The sequence below is a fragment of the Nocardioides sp. zg-DK7169 genome (assembly GCF_013155365.1).
Classification (GTDB): Bacteria; Actinomycetota; Actinomycetes; order Propionibacteriales; family Nocardioidaceae; genus Nocardioides.
Map to the genome: position 1 here is coordinate 186,334 of NZ_JABJRA010000010.1, position 16,086 is coordinate 202,419.

At 75.0% G+C, this 16,086-nt stretch carries 13 protein-coding genes; 7 read left to right on the forward strand and 6 right to left on the reverse strand.

Features of this window, described 5'->3' with window-relative positions; all coding sequences use genetic code 11:
- The first annotated feature begins 329 nt into the window (after positions 1-329).
- The 7 genes from HOQ23_RS15890 to HOQ23_RS15920 are packed head-to-tail and all read left to right on the forward strand — an operon-like array spanning position 330 to position 10,073.
- Complete coding sequence (locus tag HOQ23_RS15890; protein WP_172215557.1) at positions 330-1,850, forward strand: MFS transporter; 1,521 nt, start codon at positions 330-332, stop codon at positions 1,848-1,850.
- Between the two features lie 5 nt (positions 1,851-1,855).
- Positions 1,856-3,901: a molybdopterin oxidoreductase family protein gene (locus HOQ23_RS15895; RefSeq protein WP_172215558.1), complete on the forward strand. Its 2,046-nt coding sequence runs from the start codon at positions 1,856-1,858 to the stop codon at positions 3,899-3,901.
- Positions 3,898-5,319: an FAD-dependent oxidoreductase gene (locus HOQ23_RS15900; RefSeq protein ID WP_172215559.1), complete on the forward strand. Its 1,422-nt coding sequence runs from the start codon at positions 3,898-3,900 to the stop codon at positions 5,317-5,319. Before HOQ23_RS15895 ends, HOQ23_RS15900 begins: the two co-directional genes overlap by 4 nt.
- Entirely contained in the window at positions 5,316-7,850 is a 2,535-nt protein-coding gene (nirB, locus tag HOQ23_RS15905; protein WP_172215560.1) for a nitrite reductase large subunit NirB, read from the forward strand. The genes HOQ23_RS15900 and nirB overlap by 4 nt, the downstream gene beginning before the upstream one ends.
- Positions 7,847-8,230 (forward strand): nitrite reductase small subunit NirD, encoded by a 384-nt coding sequence (gene nirD, locus HOQ23_RS15910; RefSeq protein WP_172215561.1) that lies wholly within the window; start codon positions 7,847-7,849, stop codon positions 8,228-8,230. The genes nirB and nirD overlap by 4 nt, the downstream gene beginning before the upstream one ends.
- Positions 8,227-9,345, forward strand: coding sequence for a uroporphyrinogen-III synthase (locus HOQ23_RS15915; protein ID WP_172215562.1), 1,119 nt, complete (start codon positions 8,227-8,229; stop codon positions 9,343-9,345). Before nirD ends, HOQ23_RS15915 begins: the two co-directional genes overlap by 4 nt.
- A complete protein-coding gene (locus HOQ23_RS15920; RefSeq protein ID WP_172215563.1) occupies positions 9,342-10,073 on the forward strand; it encodes a sirohydrochlorin chelatase in 732 nt (243 codons plus the stop codon). Before HOQ23_RS15915 ends, HOQ23_RS15920 begins: the two co-directional genes overlap by 4 nt.
- 70 nt (positions 10,074-10,143) lie before the next feature.
- Here the strand turns inward: HOQ23_RS15920 and HOQ23_RS15925 are convergent, their stop codons facing one another.
- From HOQ23_RS15925 to HOQ23_RS15950, 6 genes are all read right to left on the reverse strand, one after another.
- A complete protein-coding gene (locus tag HOQ23_RS15925) occupies positions 10,144-11,322 on the reverse strand; it encodes a CdaR family transcriptional regulator (protein WP_172215564.1) in 1,179 nt (392 codons plus the stop codon).
- Between the two features lie 21 nt (positions 11,323-11,343).
- Positions 11,344-12,873 (reverse strand): cation acetate symporter, encoded by a 1,530-nt coding sequence (locus HOQ23_RS15930; RefSeq protein ID WP_172215565.1) that lies wholly within the window; start codon positions 12,871-12,873, stop codon positions 11,344-11,346.
- Positions 12,870-13,247 carry a hypothetical protein gene (locus tag HOQ23_RS15935; RefSeq protein WP_172215566.1) on the reverse strand — a complete coding sequence of 126 codons (378 nt, stop codon included), beginning with the start codon at positions 13,245-13,247 and terminating at the stop codon, positions 12,870-12,872. Before HOQ23_RS15935 ends, HOQ23_RS15930 begins: the two co-directional genes overlap by 4 nt.
- The gene (locus HOQ23_RS15940) at positions 13,244-13,990 is read right to left on the reverse strand and encodes a LytTR family DNA-binding domain-containing protein (RefSeq protein WP_172215567.1); all 747 of its coding nucleotides are present in this window, start codon (positions 13,988-13,990) and stop codon (positions 13,244-13,246) included. The genes HOQ23_RS15935 and HOQ23_RS15940 overlap by 4 nt, the downstream gene beginning before the upstream one ends.
- Positions 13,987-15,114 carry a sensor histidine kinase gene (locus tag HOQ23_RS15945; RefSeq protein WP_172215568.1) on the reverse strand — a complete coding sequence of 376 codons (1,128 nt, stop codon included), beginning with the start codon at positions 15,112-15,114 and terminating at the stop codon, positions 13,987-13,989. Before HOQ23_RS15945 ends, HOQ23_RS15940 begins: the two co-directional genes overlap by 4 nt.
- Before the next feature lie 69 nt (positions 15,115-15,183).
- Positions 15,184-16,062: a class I SAM-dependent methyltransferase gene (locus tag HOQ23_RS15950; protein ID WP_172215569.1), complete on the reverse strand. Its 879-nt coding sequence runs from the start codon at positions 16,060-16,062 to the stop codon at positions 15,184-15,186.
- Positions 16,063-16,086: the final 24 nt, after the last annotated feature.

A 16,086-nucleotide genomic window follows, 5' to 3' on the forward strand; every position in this document is an offset into this window, starting at 1 on the left:
CTTGCCGGCGGGGCCACACGGCTGCCTGGGCTGGCACCGGACGATCGAGCGGGCCGCGGTGAGACGAGGGGTCTCGACAAGCTCGACCAACGGGCGACCGCTCGTCCGGGGGGTCTCGACAGGCTCGACCAACGGCGCGGGCTCGACCAACGGCGACCGCTCGTCCGGGGGTCTCGACAGGCTCGACCGACGGCACGCGCTCAGCCGACGGTGAACGGCCTGTGGCTGTGAGGTCGTGAGGACAAGTTGACGTCGGCGTTGCGGCGGCGGGGGGCGGGGCGAAACGTCGGGCTCGCACGATCGGTGGACCCGATCGCACAGGAGCCTCCATGACGCAGACCGTCGCCCCGCCGGAGCGGGCCGCCGCAGCCCCCCAGGCACCCGTCCGCCGGACCGGACGCTGGATCGACCACTGGGAGCCCGAGGACTCCGCGTTCTGGGAGCACACCGGCCGCCGGGTGGCGCGGCGCAACCTCGCCTGGTCGATCTTCGCCGAGCACCTGGGCTTCTCGGTGTGGCTGATCTGGAGCGTCAGCTCGGCGTTCCTGGTCTCGATGGGCTTCGACTTCAGCGCCCAGCAGCTGTTCCTGCTGGTCGCGCTGCCCAACCTCGTCGGCTCGGTGCTGCGCCTGCCCTACACCTTCGCGGTGTCGCGCTTCGGGGGCCGCAACTGGACGATGGCCAGTGCCGCGCTGCTGCTGGTGCCGACGCTCGGCTTCGCCTACGCCGTCACCAACCCCGGTACGCCGTACTGGGCCTTCTGCCTGATCGCCGCGACGGCCGGCCTCGGCGGCGGCAACTTCGCCAGCTCGATGGCCAACATCAACTTCTTCTACCCGGCGGCGCGCAAGGGGACCGCGCTCGGGCTGAACGCCGCCGGCGGCAACCTCGGCGTCGCGCTGATCCAGCTCTTCCTGCCCGTCATCGTCGGCGGCGCCGGGATCTTCGGCATGGTGCAGGCGAGCGACGGCGGCATCCACCTGGAGCGGGCGGCCTGGGTCTACGCCGGGCTGGCCGTGGTCGCCACGCTCGCGGCGTACCGGTGCATGGACAACCTCGGCACCGCGACCTCGAGCCCGCGCGAGCAGCTCAGCGTGGTGCGTCACCGCCAGACCTGGGTGATGGCGCTGCTCTACATCGGCACCTTCGGCTCCTTCATCGGCTACTCCGCCGCGATGCCGCTGCTCATCAAGCTGAACTTCTGGGTGCCCGACCCGGCGCCGCTCGGCACCGGCATCTACTTCGCCTACTACGCGTTCCTCGGCGCCCTCGTCGGCTCCGCGACCCGGCCGCTCGGCGGCTGGCTCGCCGACCGGTACGGCGGTGCGCGGATCACCCTGGGCGCCTTCGTGGTGATGATCGTCGCCACCCTCGGGGTGCTGTGGACCCTCACCCGGCTGACCCCGAACCCGGCGCAGGACCCCGCGATCGCGGTGGACAACCAGTCCTGGTTCCCCTGGTTCCTGGCGTTCTTCCTGGTGGTCTTCGCCGCCACCGGGGTCGGCAACGGCTCGACGTACAAGATGATCCCGGCGATCTTCCGCACCCGCGCCGAGCGGACCACGACCCCCGGCACCCCGCAGCGCGCGGACGCCCTGCTCGCCGCGACCCGGCTCTCCTCGGCCGCGATCGGGGTCATCGGCGCGGTGGGCGCGATCGGCGGGTTCCTGATCCCGCTGGCCTTCAGCGCCCCCTGGGTCGAGGACCCGATGGCCGCGACCCGCCAGGCCTTCGTGGTGTTCACCGGCTTCTACCTGCTGTGCGCGGTGGTGACCTACCGGGTCTACCTGCGCCGACCGGCGGCCGGGGCACGGGCCGGCGGGCACAGCCTCGCCGGGGCGGGGATCTGAGCTCGATGACCACCCGCACCCACTGCCCCTACTGCAGCCTGCAGTGCGGCATGACCCTCGAGCGCCAAGGGCGGTCGCTCGAGGTCGCCGCGTGGCCGGAGTTCCCCGTCAACGAGGGGGCGCTGTGCCGCAAGGGCTGGACGGCTGCGGGGCTGCGCGGGCACCGCGAGCGGCTCACCACGCCGCTGGTGCGCGACGAGGAGGGCGGGGAGCTGCGCGCGGCGTCCTGGGACGAGGCGCTCGACCGCGTCGCCGCCGGGCTGCGCGCCGCGCAGGTCGCCGGTCCCGACGCGGTCGCGGTCTTCGGCGGCGGTGGGCTCACCAACGAGAAGGCCTACCTGCTCGGCAAGCTCGCCCGGGTCGCGCTCGGCACCAGCCGGATCGACTACAACGGCCGCTGGTGCATGTCCTCGGCCGCGACCGCGGGCAACCAGGCCTTCGGCATCGACCGCGGGCTGCCGTTCCCGCTGGCCGACCTCGAGCACGCGGACGTGGTGGTGCTGGTCGGCTCCAACCTCGCCGAGACGAAGCCGCCCGCGGCCCGTCACCTCGACCGGCTGCGCGAGGCCGGTGGTCGGGTGGTGGTCGTGGACCCGCGGCGTACCGCCACCGCCGACCGCGCCGACCTCTTCCTCCAGCCGGTCCCCGGCACCGACCTCGCCCTCGCCCTGGGGCTGCTGCACCTGCTCGACGCGGCCGGCGCCGTCGACGAGGAGTACGTCGCCGCGCGCACCACCGGCTTCGCGGACGTGCGCCGACGCGCCGCGTCGTGGTGGCCCGAGCGGGTCGAGCGGGTCACCGGCGTACCGGTGGCGGAGCTGCGCGCGACCGCCGAGCTGCTCGCCGGCTCGCCGCGGGTCATGGTCCTCACCGCCCGCGGCGCCGAGCAGCACAGCCAGGGCACCGCGACCGTGCTGGGCTGGATCAACGTCGCGCTCGCGCTCGGGATGCCGGGTCGTGCGTACGCCGGCTACGGCTGCCTCACCGGCCAGGGCAACGGCCAGGGCGGCCGCGAGCACGGCCAGAAGTCCGACCAGCTGCCCGGCTACCGGATGATCGACGACCCGGCCGCGCGCGAGCACGTGGCACGGGTGTGGGGCGTCGCCCCGGAGACGCTGCCGGGCAAGGGCGTGTCGGCCTATGAGCTGCTGGACTCCCTCGGTCGCGACCACGGCCCGTCCGCGCTGCTGGTGTTCGGCAGCAACATCGTCGTCTCCGCGCCCAACGCCACCCGGGTCACCGAGCGGCTCGCCGCGCTCGACCTGCTCGTCGTCGCCGACATCGTGCTGAGCGAGACCGCGGCGATGGCCGACGTCGTCCTGCCGGTCACCCAGTGGGCGGAGGAGACCGGCACCATGACCAACCTCGAGGGCCGGGTGGTGCTGCGCGAGCGCGCCGTCGCCCCGCCCGAGGGGGTCCGCACCGACCTCGAGGTGATGGCCGGACTGGCCGCGCGGCTGGGGTCCGAGGCGTCGTTCCCGAGCGACCCGGAGGAGGTCTTCGCCGAGCTGCGGCGGGCCTCGGCCGGCGGGCGGGCCGACTACAGCGGCATCAGCTATGACCGGATCCGCGCCGAGCACGGCGTCTTCTGGCCCTGCCCGGCGCCGGAGCACCCCGGCACGCCGCGGTTGTTCGCCGACTCCTTCGCGACGCCGGATGGGCGGGCGCGCTTCGTCGACGTCGAGCACGTCGGCGCCGCGGAGCGACCCGACGAGGCCTTCCCGGTGCACCTCACCACCGGGCGGGTGCTGGCGCAGTACCAGTCCGGCGCCCAGACCCGCCGGGTGCGCGACCTGCCCGACACCGGCCCGTTCGTGGAGCTGCACCCGATGCTGGCCGACCGCATCGGCGCCCGCGACGGCGCGCCGGTCGTCGTCACCACCCGCCGCGGGGAGCTGAAGGCGCCGGCGCGGGTGGTCAGCACCATCCGCCCGGACACGGTCTTCGTGCCGTTCCACTGGGTCGGGGCCAACCGGCTCACCCATGACGCGCTCGACCCGGCCAGCAAGATGCCGGAGTTCAAGGTCTGCGCCGCGGCGGTGCGCGCATGAGTCTGGACGAGCGGGCGTCGCTCGACCGGCGGGTGGTGGTCGTCGGCGCCGGGATGGCGGCGGCCCGGCTCGCGGACGCGCTCGCCGACGCGGGCCGGCATGTCACCCTGCTCGGCGACGAGCCGCACCCGCCGTACAACCGGATCCTGCTCTCCGCGGTGCTCGAGGGCACCCACGACCCGGCCGCGCTCGAGCTCGGCGTGCGCGACACCGTCGACCTGCGCCTCGGGACCCGGGTGGTCGACATCCACCGCGAGGAGCGCGAGGTCGAGCTCGCCGACCGGAGCCGGGTCGGGTACGACGCGCTGGTGCTGGCCACCGGCGCGATCCCCACCCTGCCGCCGATCCGCGGACTGGTGCGGCCCGACGGACGGCTGCACGAGAAGGTGCACGCCTTCCGCTCGTTGGCCGACTGCGAGCGCCTGGACGCCGCGGTGGGGGTCTCGACAGGCTCGACCACCGCGGGGAGCGCGGTGGTGGTCGGGGGCGGTCTGCTCGGTCTCCAGGTGGCCCGCGCGCTGAGCGTGCGCGGCCTCGCCGTCGAGGTCGTCGAGGGCGGCGAGCACCTGCTGCGCAGCCAGGTCGAGGAGCGGGCGGGGCGGATCATCGCCCGCGACCTGACCAGGCTCGGCGCGACCGTCTACACCGGCGCCCGCGCGGTCCGGCTCACCGAGGACGGCCTGGTCCTCGACAACGGCTACACCCTGGAGACCGACCTGGTCGTGCTCACCGCGGGCGACCGCCCGAGCACCGCCCTCGCCCGCCGGGCCGGGCTCGAGGTACGCCGCGGAGTCGTCGTCGACGAGCGGCTGCGCACCAGCGACGAGCACATCTACGCGATCGGCGACTGCGCCCAGCGCGGCGGCACGGTGACCGGCTTCGTCCCGCCGGCCTGGGAGCAGGCGGCGGTGCTGGCCCGCCACCTCGCCGGCGAGGAGGCGTCCTACGACCCCGGCCGCCACGTCGTCCGGCTGCGGGCCACCGGCCTGGACGTGGCCGTGCTCGGCGACCCGGTGCACGCCGAGGGCGAGGTCGTCGAGGTGACCAACCCCGTCGTCGGGTCGCACCGACGGCTGGTGGTCGACGGCGGCCGGATCGTGGCCGGCACCCTGGTCGGCGACCTGTCCCGCATCGGGCTGATCACCCAGCACTTCGACCGCGGCACCGTCCTCGGCGCGAACGAGCCGGGCCTGCTGCTCATGCCCGACCGGGCCACGGCGGCTGCGGAGCCGCAGCTGCCCGACGACGCCGAGGTCTGCTCGTGCGCCGGCGTCAGCGCGGGCGCCGTCCGCGCCTGCGCCTCCCTCGACGAGGTCCGGGCCACCACCCGGGCCACCACCGGCTGCGGCGGTTGCTCCGACGCCGTACGCCGCCTGCTCGACACCCGCTCCACCCTGCTGGAAGGAACCCCCAGATGAGCCCCCACCACCGCAAGACGCTCGTGGTCGTCGGCCACGGCATGGTCGGCCACCGCTTCGTCCAGGCCGCCGTCGAGCGTGGCCTCACCGAGACCCACGACCTGGTCGTCATCGGCGAGGAGCCGCGTCCGGCGTACGACCGGGTCGCGCTCACCTCCTTCTTCGAGGTCGGTGCCGAGGCGCTCTCCCTCCTCCCGACCGGGGAGTACGACGACCCGCGGGTCCGGGTGCTGCTCGCCACCACCGTCGCGAGCATCGACCCCGCCGGGCGCACCGTGCGGCTGGTCGACGCGGAGGGCCGGGAGAGCACGCTGGGCTACGACGAGCTGGTGCTCGCGACCGGCGCCGCGCCGTTCGTGCCGCCGATCCCCGGGCACGACCTGCCGGGCTGCTTCGTCTACCGCACCATCGAGGACCTCGAGGCGATCCGGGAGGCCGCCGCCACCGCACGGGTCGGCGCGGTGATCGGCGGCGGGCTGCTCGGCCTGGAGGCCGCCCACGCACTCAGCGGGCTCGGGCTGGAGACCCACGTGGTCGAGATGGCGCCGCGGCTGATGGCCGTGCAGGTCGACGACGCCGGCGGCGCGACGTTGCGCCGCCACATCGAGGGGCTGGGGCTCTCGGTGCACACCGGGGCGATGACCACCGCGGTCCTGGAGGCCGACGGCCGCGCCGCCGGACTCGGGCTCAAGGACGCGGACCCGATCGCCGCCGAGGTCGTCGTCTTCTCCGCCGGCATCCGGCCGCGCGACGCCCTCGCCCGCGCCGCCGGCCTCGACCTGGCCGAGCGCGGCGGTGTCCTGGTCGACGAGCAGTGCCGCACCTCGGCGCCGCACGTGTGGGCGGTCGGGGAGTGCGCGGCCCCGGCGGGCCGGATGTACGGCCTGGTCGCGCCGGGCTACGCGATGGCCGAGGTCGTCTTGGACGCCCTGTGCGGCGGCGCGGGGTCCTTCACCGGCGCCGACATGTCCACCAAGCTGAAGCTGATGGGGGTGGACGTGGCCAGCTTCGGCGACGCGTTCGCCACCACCCCGGGCGCCCTCGAGGTCGTCTACGCCGACGCGGTCGCGGGGGTCTACAAGAAGCTCGTCGTCTCCGAGGACGGGCGCCAGCTGCTCGGCGGGGTGCTGGTCGGCGACGCCTCGGCGTACGGCGTGCTGCGCCCGATGGTCGCCAGCGGCATCGCGCTGCCGGCCAACCCCGAGGAGCTGATCCTGCCGGTCTCGACAAGCTCGACCGGCGGCTTCCAGCTGCCCGACGAGGCGCAGGTGTGCTCGTGCAACGACGTCACCAAGGCCGACGTCGTCGCGGCCGCGGCGGCGGGGGAGTCCACGCGGGCCGGCACCACCTGCGGCTCGTGCAAGGTGCAGGTCAAGAAGATCATCGAGGACTACTTCGAGTCCCAGGGCGCGGTCGTGGACCGCAGCCTGTGCGAGCACTTCGCGCTGACCCGCCAGGAGCTCTTCGACGTCGTCGCCGTGCATGGGTACACCCGCTTCGACGACGTCCTCGCGGCGCACGGACGCGGTCGCGGCTGCGACGTGTGCAAGCCGACGATCGCCTCGATCCTGGCCAGCCAGCTGGGCGGGCACGTGCTCGAGGGCGAGCGGCGGGTGCTGCAGGACACCAACGACGCCTACCTGGCCAACATCCAGCGCAACGGCACCTACTCGGTGGTGCCGCGCATCCCCGCCGGCGAGATCACCCCCGACAAGCTGGTGGTGATCGGCGAGGTCGCGCGCGACTACGGGCTCTACACCAAGATCACCGGCGCCCAGCGCATCGACCTGTTCGGTGCCCGGCTCGAGCAGCTGCCCGCGATCTGGCGCCGCCTGGTCGACGCCGGCTTCGAGTCCGGCCACGCCTACGGCAAGTCGCTGCGGGCGGTGAAGTCGTGCGTCGGCTCCACCTGGTGCCGCTTCGGGGTGCAGGACTCGGTGCAGCTCGCCATCGACCTGGAGCTGCGCTACCGCGGCCTGCGCTCCCCGCACAAGCTCAAGGGCGGGGTCAGCGGCTGCGCCCGCGAGTGCGCCGAGGCGCGGGGCAAGGACTTCGGGGTGATCGCCACCGAGAAGGGCTGGAACCTCTACGTCGGCGGCAACGGCGGCGCCACCCCGGTGCACGCCCGACTGCTCGCCGGTGACCTCGACACCGAGACGCTGGTGCGCTACCTGGATCGGTTCCTCATGTACTACATCCGCACCGCGGACCGGCTCCAGCGCACTGCGCCGTGGGTCGACTCCCTCGAGGGCGGGCTGGATCGGGTGCGCGAGGTGGTCGTCGACGACGCGCTCGGGCTCGGCTCGGAGCTGGAGGCGGCGATGGCACGCCACGTCGAGGGGTACGCCGACGAGTGGGCGCAGACCCTGGAGGACCCGGACAAGCTGGCCCGCTTCGTCTCCTTCGTCAACGCACCCGACGTCCCCGATCCGCACATCCGCTTCCGGCCCGAGCGCGACCAGGTCGCGCCCGCCGACGTCGACGGACCGGTGTCCCTCGGCGCGACGATCCCGGTGGGGGCACCCCGATGAGCGCGCGCACCGGATACCAGGCCGAGCCGGTCCTCACCGCCGTCTGCCGGCTGGGGCAGATCGACGTCGAGGGCGGCGTCACCGCGCTGGTCGACGGCGAGGCGGTCGCGGTGTTCCGCACCCACGACGACGAGGTCTGGGCGCTGTCCAACTACGATCCCTTCTCGCGGGCCTCCGTGCTGGCCCGTGGCATCGTCGGGACTCGGGGCGACATCCCGTTCGTGGCGTCGCCCATGCACAAGCAGGCCTTCGACCTGCGCACCGGACAGTGCCTCGACGACGCGGCCGTCCGGATCCCGACGTACGACGTCCTCGTCACCGACATCCCCGGCAGCACCGACCGCCTGGTGCTGGTCGGGCGCAGCAGGGAGAGCCCGTGAGTGAACTGCCCTTGACCGGATTCCGCGTCGGCGTGACGGCCGCCCGCAAGGTCGAGGAGCAGATCGCGCTGCTGGAACGCCGTGGTGCGGAGGTGGAGTGGGCGCCGGCGCTGTCGCTGGCGCCCAACCAGGTCGACGACGCGCAGCTGCGCGCGGCCACCGAGGAGGTGCTGGCCGGGCCGGTCGACATGTTCCTGGCGACCACCGGGATCGGCATGAAGGCGTGGTTCGAGGCCGCCGAGCGCTGGGGCCTGGCAGACCGGCTGGTGGCGGCGCTGGAGTCGGCGGAGATCCTGGCACGCGGCCCGAAGAGCGTCGGCGCGCTGCGCCGCCGCGGCCTGCGCGAGCTCTGGGCGCCGGAGTCGGAGTGCTTCGAGGACGTGCTGGAGCACCTGCGCGGCCGCGACCTGACCGGGATGCGGATCGTGGTGCAGGAGCACGGCCAGTCGCTGTCGATGGCCGCGCACGCGCTGCGCCGCCGCGGCGCCGAGGTCACGTCGGTGACGGTCTACCGGGTGGTCAGCGCCGACGACCCGGAGCCGATGTTCGGGTTGATCGACCTGATCGCCGACCGGCGCCTGGACGCCGTCACCTTCACCTCCGCGCCGGCCGTCGCCGCGCTCATGGACGCCGCGGGGGCGAGCGGGCGCCGCGACGACGTGGTGACCGCCTGCCAGGCCGACGTGGTCGCCGCGTGCGTCGGCCCGGTCACCGCCGCCGCGTTCGAGCTGTGGGGGGTGCCCACGATCTATCCCGAGCGCTCCCGGCTCGCCGCGATGGTCAAGCAGCTCGAGACCGAGCTGCCCTCGCGCCGCTCGGGGCTCAGCCTCGAGCTCGCCGGCGGCGGGCTGCTGCTGCTCCACGGCGACGACGTGCTGCTCGACGGGGTCGAGGTCAAGCTCTCCCCGGCACCGGCCGCGGTGCTCCAGGCGCTGGTCACCAACCCCGGCAACGTCGTTTCCCGTCGCGCGCTCCTGTCGGCGCTGCCCTCCGGCACCGCCGGCTCCGAGCACGCCGTCGAGATGGCCGTCGCCCGGCTGCGTGCCGCCCTCGGCACCCGCTCGGTGCAGACGGTCGTCAAGCGCGGCTACCGGCTCGCGGTGGCCGGGACATGACCGGGCTGCTCACCCGGGGTGGTCCACGGGCCCGGGTCGCCACGGCCCCGGGCCGGGTGGTGCTGGTGGCCCACGGCACGCGCCACGCCCCGGGCAACCAGGTGGCTCGCTCGCTCGCCGCGCAGGTCGGCGCGCGCCTCGGCGTACCGACGCGGTGTGCGTACGTCGAGCTCAGCGAGCCGCTGCTCACCGACGTGCTGGCGCAGCCCTCGCAGGGAAGCACCGTCGTGGTGCCGCTGCTGCTGTCCACCGGGTACCACGTGCGCCACGACCTGCCCGCGGCCGTCGCGGGTGCGGCGCCCGGGAGCCCGGCCGCCCTCGCGCCCGCCCTCGGCCCGCACCCGCTGCTGGCCGCGGCCCAGGCCGACCGGCTGCGCGGGGCGGGCGCCCGACCGGGGGCCCCGGTGGTGATGGTGGCCGCCGGCTCGCGGGACCCCGCGGCCGCCGCCGACCTCGACGCCGCCGCGGCCCTGCTGGCCGACGCCTGGGGCGGGCCGGTGCGCCTGGCCACGCTGTCCGGGCCCGGGCCGCGGCCCGCCGACGTGCTGACCCCCGGCGCCGCGGTGTCGCCGTACCTGCTGGCCGCGGGGCACTTCGCCGACCGCTGCCGCGCGGAGTCCGTGGCCGCCGGTGCCACCGGAGCGGTGGCCGACGTGCTCGGCGCGCACCCGTTGCTCGTGGACCTGGTCGTGGCGCGGGTGGAGGATCAGGCCCGGCTCGGCCGATAGTCCGACACACAGCTGTCGTCCCAGCGGCGAATCACGACACCTGTGTGTCGGACTATCTCGTCGGGGCGACTCAGGAGCCCCGCTCCGCCTCCGGCGGTACGCCGAGGGCGACCACGAGCTCGAGCACGGCGCGCGGGTCGGTGAGGCGGTCGCCGAAGAGCTCGCGCAGCTGCCCGACGCGGTAGCGGACCGTCTGCGGGTGCACGAACAGCTCCTCGGCGACGGCGTCGCGGCGGCCCTGGTGCAGCAGCCACGAGCGCAGCGTCTCGGTGAGCCGGGCGGCGGTGGCCGGGCGCAGGTCGGCGAGCGGGGCCAGCGCGCGGGCGCGCAGCTCGGCGAGGGCGTCGGGGTCGGCGGTCAGCACCAGCTCGGGCAGGTGGTCCTCGGTGTCGCCGCCGTCGGGGAGCAGCCCGCTGTCGAGGGCGCGGCGGGCCCGGTCCAGCGACACGCGCACGGCGGTCCACGGCTGCGCGGGCCCGGCCACCGACCCGGTGGCGCGCAGCGCCGGACCGAGCGAGGTGCGGGCGTGGCCGTGGACGTCGGGGACCAGCACCAGGGTGCGCCCGGGGAGGCCCGGGACGTCCTCGGAGTACTCCAGCGTGCCCGGCGGCAGCGCGGTGAGCGCGCGGCGTACCTCCGCCTCCGGCACCAGCACCGCGGTCAGCGTCGTCGCGGGCTCCCACAGGGCGGTGGCGGCGGCCTCGCGGACCGCCTCCACCGAGCTGTCGCTCAGCAGCAGGTGGATCATCCGGTCGCGCAGCCGTTGGCGCAGCAGCCGCGAGCTGGTGAGCTCGTCGGTGTGCCCGGCCACGCTCGCCGCGGAGAGCTCGTCGATGTAGGCGAACACCACCCCGGCCAGCCCCGCGACCAGGTCGGCCGGGGCGTCGAGGCGCACGGCGGTCGCGGAGATGTGCTCCCAGCAGACCCGGGCGCCGATGCGGAACGCCGCCAGCAGCGCGTCGACCGTGCGTCCGCTGCGCGCCTCGCCGCGGCCGAGCTGGTAGGAGTAGTCCTTGGCCAGCGCCGTGGGCTCCGCGGCGTTCTCGACCTCCTCGTCGAGGAGGTCCACGAACCCGGCCAGCGCCAGCTGCACCGAGCGGCGGATCTTGGCGCCCATCGGTCCGCTGAGGGCGTTCGCATAGCTCGGGACCTCGGCGATGATCGTGCGGACGGCGAGCACCGCCACGTCGGGCAGCCGCTCGCGCAGCGCCGCGACCAGCGGGGCGGGGTACGCCGGGATCTCGGTCATCGGGCACGATCCTAGGTGGGGTCAGGCCCGGTCGAGCCCGAGCGCCTCCGGGGTGTGCAGCCGCACCATCAGCCGCCGGGTGTGACCCGGGACCCGGCCCGGGGTGAGCAGGCTGCCGACCACCATCGCCGTGGCGGCCAGCGGCACCGACCAGGCGGCCGGCTGGGCGAGCAGCACCCCGCCCCATCCGTCGACCGGCTCGCCGGCCAGCGTGTGCGCCACCGCGATCCCGGAGCCGAGCCCGCCCAGCACCAGCCCGGCGATCGCGCCGACGTCGGTGAGGCGCCACCACCAGATGCCGAGCAGGAGCAGCGGGCCGAAGGTCGAGGCTGCGACGGCGAAGGCCAGCCCGACCACCCGCGCCACCCCGACGTGCGGCGCTGCCAGCGCGGTCAGCACCGGCACCGACACCGCCAGCACGGCGCCGAGGCGGAACGCGGCCACCCCGCCGATGCGACGCCCCCGCGGCCCGCGGCTGGTGACGTCCTGGCTCAGCACGCCCGCGACCGCGATCGCCAGCCCCGAGGCGGTGGACAGGAACGCGGCGAAGGCGCCCGCGGTCACCAGTCCGGTCAGCACCTCCCCGCCCAGCCCGGAGACCATCAGCCGCGGCAGCTCCAGCACGATCACGTCGGAGCCGGACCCGGCGTGCTGCGGCGCGTAGACCCGCCCGAGCGCGCCGTACGCCGGTGGGAGCAGGTAGAACACCCCGAGCATCACCAGCACGACGAGCGTGGTGCGCCGAGCCGCCCGGCCGTCGGGGTTGGTGTAGAAGCGCACCACCACGTGCGGCAGGCCCATGGTGCCGAGGAACGTCGCCAGGATCAGCGAGTACGTCGTGTACAGCCCGGGCCCGCCGCCGTCGCCCGCGAGCGGCATCGACCACGCGGCGTCCCCGCCGGCGCCCGCTGCTCCGGACCCCGGGGTGCCGTCGCCCAGCCACACCACCAGAAGCACGGCCAGCGGGACCAGCAGGGCGGTGAGCTTGAGCCAGTACTGGAAGGCCTGCACGAAGGTGATGCTGCGCATCCCGCCGGAGGTGACGTTGGCCAGCACGATCACGCCCACCAGCACCGGCCCGACCCAGCTCGGCGCGCCCACCGCGGAGCGCAGCGTGATGCCGGCGCCCTGGAACTGCGGCAGCAGGTAGAGCCAGCCGATCGCCACGACCAGCACCGAGCAGGCGGCGCGGACGGCGCGCGAGGCCAGCCGGGCCTCGGCGAAGTCCGGCAGCGTGTAGGCCCCGCTGCGGCGCAGCGGGGCGGCGACGAGCACCAGCAGCACGAGGTAGCCGGCGGTCCAGCCGATCGGGTACCAGAGCATGTCGGCGCCGAAGGCGAGCACCAGGCCGGCGACGCCGAGGAAGGACGCGGCCGAGAGGTACTCCCCGCTGATCGCGGAGGCGTTGAGCCGCGGGTTGACGCTGCGCGAGGCGACCATGAAGTCGCTGGTGGTGCGCGAGATCCGCAGCCCCCAGGTGCCGATCGCGAGCGTCGCCACGGTCACCGCCGCGATCGCGACGATGCCCGGCACCGCGTCGAGGGTGCTCACTCCTCGGCCTCGCTCATCAGCTCGGCGAAGGCGCGCTCGTTGCGCTCGGCCCGGCGCACGTACCACCAGCCGAGCACCACCAGGAACGGGTAGACGAGCACCCCGAGCAGCAGCCACGGCAGCGGCATCCCGGCGACGTCGACCTCCGCGAGCGAGGGCACCAGGTGGAAGGCCAGCGGCAGCAGGCCGACGCCCAGCACCAGCACCGTCAGCACCCGAAGCGCCAGCCAGAGCTGCTCGCGCAGCAGCGAGCCGAGGTAGATCCCGCCGAGCCGGGTGCCGGCGTCGATCGCGCCGGTCCGCGAGGTGGACGCCGTACGCCGCCGGGGCGGGCCGGTCACCCGCACGCGCGGCGGGCGCGAGGTGTCGCTCACGCCCGGGGCTCCGCGGCCCGCCGCAGCAACAGGTCGCGCAGCGCGCGGGTGTGGCGGCGGCTGACCCCGAGCGCGGGACCGCCGGGGCCCCCGACGACGACCGTGCAGCGTCCGGCCTCGGTGCGGACCTCGGAGACGTGGGCCAGCGAGACCAGCAGCGAGCGGTGGATGCGCACGAACCCGGCCGGGCCCCACTCCTCCTCCAGCTGCGAGAGCGGGATCCGCACCAGGTGCGAGGCCCCGGGCGTGTGCAGCCGGGCGTAGTCGCCCTGCGCCTCCACGTGGGTGATGTCGGCGCGGCGCACGAACCGGGTGACGCCGCCGAGCTCGACGGGCACCTGGAGGTCGCCGGCCGGCGGGCGGTCCCCGGCACCGTCGCTGACGTCCGCGACGCGTCGTACGGCCTCGGCGAGGCGTTCGGCGCGCACCGGCTTGAGGACGTAGTCGACCGCGTGCAGCTCGAAGGCGTCCACCGCGTACGCCTCGTGGGCGGTGACGAAGACGATCGGCGGCGGGGTGCGGAAGCGGGCGAGCACCTGGGCCAGCTCCAACCCGCTCAGCCCGGGCATCTGGATGTCGAGGAAGACCGCGTCGACCTCGGTCTCGCGCAGGGTGCGCAGCGTCGCGGTGGCGGAGTCGCAGGTCAGCACCGTGGCCACCCGCGGGTCGCGGGCCAGCAGCCAGGACAGCTCGTCGAGCGCGGGCCGCTCGTCGTCGACGACGAGGACGCGCAGGCCGCTCACGCCTGCACCCCCGGCGCGAACTTCGGCACCCGCACGATCACGCGGGTGCCGGCGCCGGGCGCGGTCTCGACGACCAGGCCGTGCTCGTCGCCGTAGGCGTTGCGCAGCCGGGCATCGACGTTGCCGAGCCCGACGGCGTCGCCGTCGCCGTCGCCGGCGAGCGCGCGGCGTACCCGGTCGGGGTCCTCGCCGATGCCGTCGTCCTCGACCTCGATGACGCACTCCTGGCCGCGGTCGCTGGCGGTGATCTGGATCCGGCCGCCGCCGTCGGAGCCCTCGAGGCCGTGACGCACGGCGTTCTCGACGAGCGGCTGGATGCAGAGGAACGGCACCGCGACGGGCAGCACCTCCGGCGCGATGCTCAAGGTGACCTCGAGCCGGTCGCCGAAGCGGGCCTGCTCGAGCAGCAGGTAGCGCTCGATGCTGCGCAGCTCCTCGGCCAGCGTCGTGTACTCGCCGTGGCGGCGGAAGGAGTAGCGGGTGAAGTCCGCGAACTCCAGCAGCAGCTCGCGGGCTCGGTCGGGGTCGGTGCGCACGAAGCTGGCGATCGCGCCGAGGGAGTTGTAGATGAAGTGCGGGCTGATCTGGGCCCGCAGCGCGCGCACCTCGGCCTCCATCAGGCGGGTGCGCGAGGCGTCGAGCTCGGCCAGCTCGAGCTGGCCGGAGACCCAGGCGGCGACCTCGTCGGTCGCCCGGGCCAGCCCCGCGGTGGGGTACGGCGCAAAGGCCACCAGCGCCCCCACGATGCGCTCGTCGACGAGCAGCGGGCTGGCGATCGCCGTCCGCACGGCGCAGCCGGCCTCGGTGCACGGCAGGTCGACGCGGTCGAAGCTGCGGGTGCCGCCGGCCTCGATGGTGGCCGCGACCAGCGAGGGCACCCGGTCGGCATGGTGCTGCCCGGCGCCGTCCCAGGCGAGCACCGCCACCGGGTCGGTGATCGCGAGCGCGGGGGTGCCGAGCAGGGAGCGCAGGTGCCGGATCGAGCGCTGGGCGCTGTCCGCGGTCAGACCCGCGCGCAGCGCCGGGCTGGCCAGCGAGGCCTGGTGCAGGGTGCGGAACGTCGCGCGGTCCGCCTCCGTGCCCAGGTGCTGGCGCCGCCACGGGCGACTCGTCGGGGCCCTCATGGCCCCATCCTGACCACACCGGGCTCCCCTCATGCCTCACCACGTCCGCGAGTCGGCGCAAGGGGTGGGTCAGCGGAAGTCGATGAGGAGGAGGTCGGTGTCGGTGCCGTCGAGGGGGCCGGAGGGGGAGCGGAGTGGCGGGCGGGGGGAGCGGGGGGTGTCGGGGTCCTCGGGCGGCGGGGCCGGGTCCGAGCCGAAGCCGACGGCCGGCGTGCGCCCGGGGCCCTCGGTGACGGTGGCGCGGTAGCAGCGCGCGGTGTACGGCAGCTGCATGCCGTCCATCCCGCGGCCGTACTCGTCGTAGAAGGCGAGCACCTCGGCGAGCTTGGCCTCGCGCTCCTCCTCGGGCAGCGTGGAGATGTTCGAGCGCGAGCGCGCCATGTCCACGACGCTCACCCGGTCGAGGCGCTGCCAGTGCTTGAACGTCGCGTCCTCGACGAACCCGAAGTACGGCGACAAGACGAGCGGGTCGACCAGGTCCTCGCGGTGCTCCTGCTCGCCGATCAGGCGGGTCAGGCGTCGCACCCAGGGGATGCTGCGGTCGGTCCGGTTCCACACCAGCGCCAGCCGTCCGCCGGGACGCAGCACCCGCGCGATCTCGGGCAGCGCCTTGTCGGGGTCGAACCAGTGGAAGGCCTGCGCGCAGACCACGACGTCGACGGAGCGGTCGGCGACCGGGAGGTCCTCGGCCGCGGCCACCGCGGTGCGTACGTCGGGGAGCCGGGCGGCCAGCCGGGCCAGCATCTCCTCGTCCGGGTCGGTGGCGAGCACGTCGTGGCCGAGCTCGACGAGGCGGGCGGTCAGCTGGCCGGTGCCCGCGCCGAGCTCGAGGACGGTGGCGGGACGCTCGCCGGTCAACCACGTCACGGCGGCCGGCGGGTAGGACGGGCGGCCGCGGTCGTAGGAGTCGGCCACGGAGCCGAACGAGCGGGCTGGTCGGTCACTCATCCCCTCGACCCTAACCCCGCGACG